Origin of the sequence: Algoriphagus algorifonticola (genome assembly GCF_007655305.1) — a bacterium.
Taxonomy (GTDB): domain Bacteria; phylum Bacteroidota; class Bacteroidia; order Cytophagales; family Cyclobacteriaceae; genus Algoriphagus; species Algoriphagus algorifonticola.
The window spans coordinates 1-1,532 of the sequence record NZ_VLOG01000033.1 but is presented as its reverse complement, the minus strand read 5'-3'; the positions used below and the strand labels follow the sequence as shown (position 1 = coordinate 1,532).

Annotated in this window: 2 protein-coding genes; one reads left to right on the top strand and one right to left on the bottom strand. The window is 42.4% G+C overall.

Annotated features, from left to right (window positions below; translation table 11 throughout):
• Positions 1-1,221 (top strand): RagB/SusD family nutrient uptake outer membrane protein (locus FL972_RS07115; RefSeq protein WP_144604358.1); only part of this gene is annotated, 1,221 nt, incomplete at its 5' end.
• Positions 1,222-1,263: 42 nt separating this feature from the next.
• Here the strand turns inward: FL972_RS07115 and FL972_RS19395 are convergent.
• Positions 1,264-1,532 (bottom strand): hypothetical protein (locus tag FL972_RS19395; RefSeq protein ID WP_186300051.1); only part of this gene is annotated, 269 nt, incomplete at its 5' end.

The window sequence follows — 1,532 nt, the reverse complement described above, 5'->3', positions numbered from 1 at the left end:
GAGCAAAGAGGGCTCAATACCTACCATATTAATGGACTGTTCAGCTCCGATGATATCTACTTTAGCGAAGGTTTATTAAATCTTCTCAGTTTTAGTCAATCAGCCCATTATTTCTGGGAACCTGAACCCTTTCTTCCTGATGAATGGGAGCCGGGATTTGCCTTTTCCTACCGAAAGGTACTCTATGCCAATCTGGTACTGGAGGGGCTTGAAAAGTATCAGCCTTCCAATGAAGTTGAACGAAAGCGGATTCAGGAACTGGGAGCTGCTGCAAGATTCTTTCGGGCCTTGGGGCATTATGAGGTATTGATGCATTTTGCTCCTCCTTTTGACCCCAGCCAGAATGAACAGCAGGGGATTCCCATCCGCTTGACTTCTGACATCAATGTAAAAAACAGAAGATCTACAATGCGGGAATGTTTTGAACAGATCATCAGGGATTTGGAATATGGCTTAGCCTATTTACCAGCTAAGGCTGAAATTCCTACCCGTCCCTCACTTTGGGCCAACAATGCATTTCTGGGAAGAGTCTATTTGAGTATGCTGGATTATGAAAATGCCTATACCTATTCCAAAGCGGCTTTAACCATTGATAATTCACTGATGGATTTCAAGAACTTAGGTTCTTCTCTTCCTTACTCTTTTGAAATCTTTAATAAGGAAGTAATTTTTTATCAAAAACATCTTACCGCCCGCCATACGACCAACGGGGGTAGTTATGTGAATCCAGATCTGATCAAACTTTATGAAAATGGGGATTTAAGGAAAACTTTATTCTTTAGCCAGTCTTCCGGTTCGGGACTGTTTAATTTTAAAGGAAACTATACCGGGGATTTCTATCATTTTGGTGGAATCGCAGTAGATGAGGTGGTCCTGAATTTGGCAGAGAGTGCGGTTAGAATTGGAAAGCAGTCTGAGGCCCTTTCACAGTTGAATTATTTATTGGAACATCGTTTTGATAAAGATTTTGAACCGATCGCTGATGTGTCGGGAAGCAACTTGCTCAAAAAAATAATCGAGGAAAGGAGAAAGGAGCTGGTTTTTAGAGGAAACCGTTGGTTGGACTTAAAAAGATTCAATCTTTATTCCGATATCAGGGTGACTTTGGAACGGAAATTTAACCAAAGAAAAGAGACTTTGCCTCCCAATGATCCCCGATATGCCTTTTTGATTCCTCCCGCAGAGATTAACTTGAATCCTATGCAACAAAATTCCAGATAAAAAGAGGGAGGAACTCCCCACTGGAAAGTTCCTCCCTGAATTTTAAGGATGAGCCAACGGAAGAGATCCGTTTTTGATAAACTCACCTTGTTCTACCTGAGAAGAAGTAACCATAGGTTCCTCAAAAGAACAGGTTTGTTGAACGGACTGATTACACTCATAGGTATTGGGACCAGGAGTGATGTCAGTAAGATCATACCAGATTTCGGTACCTGGAGCTGGATCTTCTGCATAGCGAACTTCCGGATTATGGGCGAAATTCATCGCCATGGCTAAAGTTGCCCCCAGCACCAAAGCCAGTGCGGGAAGCA